Raw genomic sequence first — 6,805 nt, 5'->3', positions numbered from 1 at the left:
CAATGATAATATTGAGCATGCCCTTTATGTGCATGCAGGGATCAATATCCGCTCAGCTATGATGTCCGGCGGTAAGCTTATCCGGGGTGCGGTGGATACGGAAGGGGCGGTCGGCCAGATGATCGTACAGACCGGCGGACCAAGACTCCGGGGTAAAGGGAATTATGGAGCGCTGGAAGCTTTTGTGTCCGTGCCATCCCTGGTGGAGCGTGTTCGTGCCCAGCTTAAGACCGGGCGCAGCAGCATGCTGTCTCCCATTTCGCCTGACTGTGTCAATTTTGCAACTCTGCTTGACGCCCTTTCACAGGGAGATCTTCTCGTTAAAGAGCAATTTGCTGAAACGGCCCGCTATCTGGGGATTGGGCTAGCCAATTTGATCAACACATTTCATCCTGAATACGTAATTCTGGGCGGCCCACTCGTGAGCGCTGATCCGCTGGTCTTCAATATTGCACTGGAGACTGCGAAATCAAACATTTACCATTATCCGGAATACAGCCCGGTCTTCTCGCATGGAATGCTAACGGATGAGGCCGTGGCTACTGGCGCAGCCATCATGGTGCTGCATGAATGGGAAGGAAATGAATAGCCATTCCGGGAAAAAGCACATGATAAAAGAGCAGAGATGATCCCTTTACGGGGAAGATCTCTGCTCTTTTTGTTTAACTTAGCTTTTGCTGAATCAGCACAGCCAGTTCTTCAGCGGTATCCCATACTATCGGGCGGATTTCTTGTAACTGTACAGTAAGCTCATCGGCATCACTGCTATTCACGGTCCAAATTACAGGGATACCCTTGCCCAGCGCATAGCCTGCCGCAAAATATAATCCGGGTGCCTGACCGGTTACATCGGCAATAATCAGTTTACTGTCAGCGATTAGGCCCAGATCATATTGTTCATTCTCTGGTGACTGGGTATGCGTCAGCAAAGTTGGCCGATAACCGAACTGCCCGATTTTGGGCAGCAGCTTCTCCTGCCATTCTGCGTGTAATTCCTTCCCGCCTTGGATGAGAATAGAACAGGCTTTTAGCTTCTTCCCTCCGGTGCTGGCTGCTGCTTCATTCCACCCTGTTTCCGTCAGCTTAAAGTTCATGCCTTCCCGAATGAGGAATTGCTCATTCCCAAGCTTGTCTATGATATATACCAGTTCTTGCAGGTTGGGAGAATAGGTCAGGTTATAATTATTGGAGAGCGGATGAATGGCAACCGATTCCTCAGGGCTTTCGGAATGCCTGTACAAATATTGCAGCAGACGGTTACCTTTATCTTCAATGGTTACAGGTATATTCGGAGAATTTGCGATGGATTCCAGATCATCTGCCTTAAGATAAACTTTGTCATCACAGTCTGTCTTCTCCCGGATATAAGCAGATATGATATGCAGAAGGTCCCGTTTCTTCGGATGCGGGAGTGCATTAATGGACTCGTAGCTGTCCCGCCGCAAATGATATAGCCCGCCTGGTGAACAGGAACAGCCGAAATAACTATCGTAATTGCCTTCCTGTTCAATGGGTACAATCTCGTCACAGAACAAACAGTGTTTCTTCAACATATTCATCTATCACCTCGTATCAATAGCTACCCTCTACCTTACCAATAATTTTGTGTAAAGTAGACTGGAATATGTTGCCTTAGGGATAGCAATTGGAGGTTATTGCGTCTGTTTATTACTTCATTTATCCTGATTACTAATGCCCTACAATCCGGTGAGGCACATATGGTTCTTCCAGTGAAGCCATTTCTTCAAGGGTTAATTTGACGGAGAGAGCAGAAACCGCATCTTCCAGATGTGATATTTTTGTAGCTCCGATAATTGGCGCAGTTACCGGTTCTTTGTGCAGCAGCCAGGCAAGGGCGATTTGTACCCGGGGAACGCCGCGTTGTTCAGCAATGGCTGCTACCTGCTCAATAATCAGACGGTCGGTAGCTGCAGTTGAATCATATTTCATTTTGGCAACCTGATCCGTCTCGGAACGATAAGTCGTCTCCTGCTCAGAGCGCGTTAACCTTCCGCCCGCAAGCGGGCTATAAGGTATGACACCGATTTTCTCTTCCTTACAGAGCGGCAGCATCTCCCTCTCCTCTTCCCGGTAGATTAGATTGTAATGATCCTGCATGCTTACAAAACGTGTCCAGTTATGCTTCTCTGCTGTATGCAGAGCCTTCTGGAACTGCCAGGCGTACATAGCAGAAGCTCCTATGTATCTTGCCTTTCCTGCTTTCACCACATCATGCAAGGCTTCCATCGTTTCTTCGATTGGTGTAGCAGGATCCCAGCGGTGAATCTGGTAAAGATCGACATAATCGGTTTGCAGGCGTTTTAAGCTTTTATCGATTTCACTCATAATCGCCTTCCGGGAAAGTCCGGCACCGTTAGGGCCTTCATGCATCCGCCCGTGAATCTTAGTCGCGAGTACGATTTCATCCCGGTTGGCGTAATCCTTGAGTGCACGCCCGATAATTTCTTCGCTGGTCCCGCCCGAATAGACGTTTGCCGTATCGAAAAAATTGATGCCAAGCTCTAGTGCCCTTTTAATAACCGGACGGCTATCCTCTTCGCCTAGTACCCATTGATGAACCCAGCGCTCTGAATCGCCGAAGCCCATACATCCCAGACACAGCCGGGATACATCCAGACCGGTATTTCCAATTTCACATAATCCATTTGACAGTTCCCCACTTTCGAATAAGTTACAGACAATTATTGTTATTATTACACCTAGAGTTAACTCTAAGTCAAACACATAGGCTAAATATACGAACAACAAACAGGCCAAGCTGGCCATTGTTATAATGGCCGCTTGGCTTGTTGAACTTATAGATTAATCTGGTTTATTGAATAATCCGCTGAAGCTCTTCCTTGGTTGCTGTGTATTGCGGCTTAAATTCCTTGGAAGTCATGTAACCGGCCAGACTGGACAGGAACTGTCTGCCTTCCGGCGTTACGCTTGCCTTGTCAGCGTCCAAGGCGCAAACCAGCAGATTACCGGCCCTGACCCGGCACTCAAACAGGAAGCCCAGCTTATGATTGCGTTCAAAATTGTCAATTGTCTGCACCATAGGACTCCATGCTGAATCTGTTCCGTCCATGATAAGCGACTTTGAGTTCTCTATAATATTCCACCAAGGATAAGTGGAATGCTCTTCGCACGGGAAGTCACGGAACACAGGATGGCTGTTGTCGATCAGCAGACCCATAGTACCGACAGGTACAGGCCGGTTCATACTCTCAGAAATCGAGCGGAACATCGGGTAGCACCAGAAATCCGTACAGTAGTAGCCTTCGATAGCATTGTTCAGCGACTCCGGCTTCGGCATCAGCAGTACATTTTCACCTTGCTCCAGCAAAGCCAGCGCTTCCCCGTTAAGTTCCTGGAAGATACGGATACCGTCAAGCCCGGTGTTTCCCTGTTCCGGATAGATCCACAGATCGTAGCTCTTGCGGATATCGGTTCCCGCGATCCGGAGGTTAAGTACGGCTGAGGTCATGGCCGTTACTGCAGGCAGATCAATGTCCAGCTGGCAGATATCGATATAATTCGCCCCTGCCGGAACTTCTGTTTCGTGCGTACCTTCCGCCAGTATTTCATCGCCTGCCGTCAGCTCCCAGTCTAGCTTAAGGGTGCCTGGTGATCCGCTCCGGAACCAGCTCAGCTCGATACCCGCGCTAAAGCGTTCGCCGCAGATATAGTTATATTTCGGGAATCTTGCCAGCAGAACGGCGTCGCTGCAGAAGGTACGCCACTCTTCAGGAGTAATCATCCCCTTGGAATCCATGAAGGCATCGAGGATGCCGACTAAGGCTGTGCCCTGTCCGCTGAAATCCTGCAGATCCAGCAGCTGGAAGCCGGCAAGCTTCTTGGTGCGGAAGGCTGCTTCGAGCTCCTCTTTGTAGCAGGCTGCTGCAAGCTGCCCCGACGCCGCGAAATATTTAGCCGCGAGATGGCCCAGTCCCTTCTCTTCCAGACGTTCACGGAAGACTTCGAAATTCTTCGCCTTAAGAGACCCGCTGTATTTAGCAATCTCATCATAATTGGGATAGGTTGCGTACTGTCCGATCTCATGCGAGATTACCGGAATATGCGGAATCCATTCTCCGGATGCATCGTCCGCCTGGACGGTTTTTGCTTCCGTGCCGTATTGAATCTGGATAGTTCCTCCACCTTCCGCTTCCGCAGCTGCCCCGGCCGCAGGGACGAACTGGTCGTCGTAATCCTTCATCGTACCCGGCAAGCCGGTTTGCACATGACCCAGTGGTGCATCGCACATGGCATATGAGCCACGGAATAACCGCTCTTTGGAGAAGCGCACGCCGCAGAAGAAATCCTCATGCTCCAGAAATTCCGGTATCCATTGGTGGTTGTTGGAGCCCTGTGTGTACAAGGGGCGGCTGTCAAATGCCTTATATGCCTTCAGGATGGAATCAATCTTGGTTCTGCTCCCCCACAACTCGTTGCCGAGCGACATCATTACGAAGGATGGATGGTTGCCGAATGCCTTCAGAATCTCGTATCCTTCGCTAACCAGATAATCCTGCTCAGCCTGATTATGTCCTTCATCAGTCGGCTCTGTGATCGTTCCCCAGAAAGGAAGCTCCGGCTCCATGTAGATTCCGAGCAGGTCCGCAGCAGTGAAGGCTGCTTCCGGCGGACAGCAGGTGTGGAAACGGTAATGGTTGATGCCGTAGGATTTGGAAATCCCAAGAATTCTCACCCATTCCTCGACGTCAGTCGGTGCATAACCGGTCAACGGAAAGATCAGCCCGTCATGCTTGCCGCGCAGAAAGGTCTTCTGTCCATTAATCGTAAACTTATCGCCGTCTGCCTTGAATTCACGTAATCCCAGGACCAGTACGGTTTGGTCGGATGGCTCTCCTTCCCCTTGTGACAGGGAAAGTGTTAGGTTATATAAATTGGGTGCGGTTTCACTCCATAGCAGCGCATCCGGACCCAAGTTGTATTCGATGCTGAATTCTCCCGGTGTGAGAACATATTCCTGAACTGCAGCCGAATGTTCCAGCTCGCTGTTGAAGCTTAAAGCCGACACTGCCAATACGCTGTCAGCTTCACCTTCCAGTGTGGCTGTAATCTTGACAGAGCGGGAAGATACATCCGGGTTGAGGCGGATTCCACTTAGATAGGATTTGCCGTAAAACTGGAGCTCCATACGGCCGGTAATCCCGTTCCAGTTGGTCTGGGTGTCCGGTGAGGTTAAATGTCCGCCCTTAGTCGGATAACCGGTATTATCAACCCGGATCGTTATTGTCTGAGTGCCTGTACCAAGCAGGCCGGTCAAATCGTATATATGGGCGGTATTCAGGCTGTTGGCGCTTCCAATTTCCCGGCCATTCAGCCACAGCGTCGTTAGGCGCGTCCGTTCCAGATACAGCATACATTTCTTCCCGGCAAGCTCTTCGGGAATCACGATCTCCTTCGAATACCATGCCGATCCTTCGAACAGATATTCATCTGTTAATGCGCTGATTACAACCTCTTCATTCTTGGGCCCCTTGCGGGCATGCGATGTAGTACCCGGCAAAATGATATTATCCGAAAAAGGCAGAACCAGCCCCTGTTTCCCTTCATCCAGCTGTAACTTCCACTCGCCTTCAAGATTGATCATTGTCTGCAAATATATCAACTCCCAATTAGTAATCTCTCTAAACCCATCATAGCCTCGTTTATCATTATAGCCTCTCATGTATCCGTTATCAATTAATATAATAACAACGATAACATAAATAACAATACAAGCCATGCGGATACCCGCACGGCTTGTCGCAATAGTTCATTAACAATAGATTAATCTCAATATTCTGGCTTATCCGGACCAAATACAAGGCCTGCTGATTGTTTGGCCTGCTCTATTACATGCATAACCCGCTCACTGTGTTTAAGCATCCCCGATACCCTATCCATGTCCTTCTCACGGATTATCTGTTCAAAAGCAATAAATTCATCATACATCCGGTGGGGATGATGTTTATGGTCCACTTGGACGGGCTTCTCTTTATTGGCAACATAATCAAAGCTATCGATGATATTCGCTGAGCCGTGCATGCGCAAATATCCTTGAACCCCCTGAATGTTCATCGCATTCGGAGCCGTACTATCTTTTGCACCAATACAAACACATTTGAAATTCCCGTAATCAAGTAACAGAATCCCCGAGGTATCGATTCCGCGCTCCATATTTGCCAGATACTCCACCTTCCCGGGGCTGCCAAACAACCCGACAACCATATGGATGTTATAAATGTTGATATCCATCAGCGCACCTCCGGACATTTCCGGATTAAAGGCAGGCAGTACCTGCCCCGCCTGGAAGGCATCGTATCTGGACGAATACTGGGAATAGTTGCATTCGACGATTTTGAGAGGCCCGAGCTTAGGGAGATATTCCTTCATTAATAAGTAATTGTTCAGATATTGATTCGTAATCGCCTCGATCAGGACGAGTCCGCTCTGAAGCGCTAGCTGTTTAAGCTCCAGAAATTCACGCACATTGGAGGTGAACGGTTTTTCGCAAATGACATGCTTGCCGCGTAATAAAGCTTCCTTCGTGTAAGAATAATGAAGATAATTCGGCAGCCCGATGTAGACGGTATCGACTTCATCATCAAGCAGCATCTCGGTGTAATTATCATAGATCTTCGAGATCCGGTGCTGCTTTTGCAGAGACAGTAATTTATCCCGATGATCCGGCTTAGAACTAATGGCTTGTAAGCTAATGCCGGGAATCTCATGAACAAAGCTTAACAAATCGATTACTATGTTACCGGCGCCTGCAATTCCCAATTTCATT

General features: G+C 48.9%; 5 protein-coding genes. 1 reads left to right on the top strand and 4 read right to left on the bottom strand.

Going from position 1 to position 6,805, the window contains the following annotated elements; genetic code table 11:
- The coding region (locus AQR02_RS34040) for an ROK family protein (protein ID WP_245237318.1) at nucleotides 1-589 on the top strand (589 nt) is incomplete at its 5' end.
- Between the two features lie 73 nt (nucleotides 590-662).
- Here the strand turns inward: AQR02_RS34040 and AQR02_RS10910 are convergent.
- From AQR02_RS10910 to AQR02_RS10895, 4 genes are all read right to left on the bottom strand, one after another.
- On the bottom strand, nucleotides 663-1,553 hold the full coding sequence (locus tag AQR02_RS10910) for a hypothetical protein (RefSeq protein WP_054940579.1): 891 nt from the start codon (nucleotides 1,551-1,553) through the stop codon (nucleotides 663-665).
- 136 nt (nucleotides 1,554-1,689) lie between these two features.
- Nucleotides 1,690-2,607, bottom strand: coding sequence for an aldo/keto reductase (locus tag AQR02_RS10905; protein WP_054940578.1), 918 nt, complete (start codon nucleotides 2,605-2,607; stop codon nucleotides 1,690-1,692).
- 226 nt (nucleotides 2,608-2,833) lie between these two features.
- On the bottom strand, nucleotides 2,834-5,623 hold the full coding sequence (locus tag AQR02_RS10900; protein WP_054942072.1) for a glycoside hydrolase family 2 TIM barrel-domain containing protein: 2,790 nt from the start codon (nucleotides 5,621-5,623) through the stop codon (nucleotides 2,834-2,836).
- A gap of 185 nt (nucleotides 5,624-5,808) precedes the next feature.
- Nucleotides 5,809-6,804, bottom strand: coding sequence for a Gfo/Idh/MocA family protein (locus tag AQR02_RS10895; RefSeq protein WP_054940577.1), 996 nt, complete (start codon nucleotides 6,802-6,804; stop codon nucleotides 5,809-5,811).
- Nucleotide 6,805 lies beyond the last annotated feature (1 nt).

This window comes from Paenibacillus ihuae (assembly GCF_001368795.1).
GTDB lineage: Bacteria > Bacillota > Bacilli > Paenibacillales > Paenibacillaceae > Paenibacillus_AQ > Paenibacillus_AQ ihuae.
The sequence above is the reverse complement of the archived record's forward strand: the minus strand, read 5'-3'. Positions and strand labels throughout refer to the sequence as shown.